1 pseudogene is annotated in these 218 nt (G+C 69.3%); it reads left to right on the plus strand.

The features are described 5' to 3' along the window. Positions 1-218, plus strand: a pseudogene (locus GT354_RS31955) (ATP-dependent DNA helicase RecQ); the annotation flags it as partial.

The following is a 218-nucleotide window of genomic DNA, read 5'->3' on the forward strand; positions in this document are numbered from 1 at the left end:
AGGTGGACGCCCTGCGGGCGCTGGGTGTGCGGGCCGGGTTCATGAACTCCACGCAGGACTTCGACGAGCGGCGGATGATGGAGGCCGAATTCCTCGCCGGCGAGCTGGACCTGCTGTACCTGGCGCCGGAGCGGCTGCGGCTGGAGAGCACGCTCGACCTGCTCTCCCGCGGCAAGATCTCCCTGTTCGCGATCGACGAGGCGCACTGCGTCTCCCAG

The sequence above is a fragment of the Streptomyces sp. SID3343 genome, from assembly GCF_009865215.1.
In the GTDB taxonomy this organism is placed as follows: Bacteria; Actinomycetota; Actinomycetes; order Streptomycetales; family Streptomycetaceae; genus Embleya.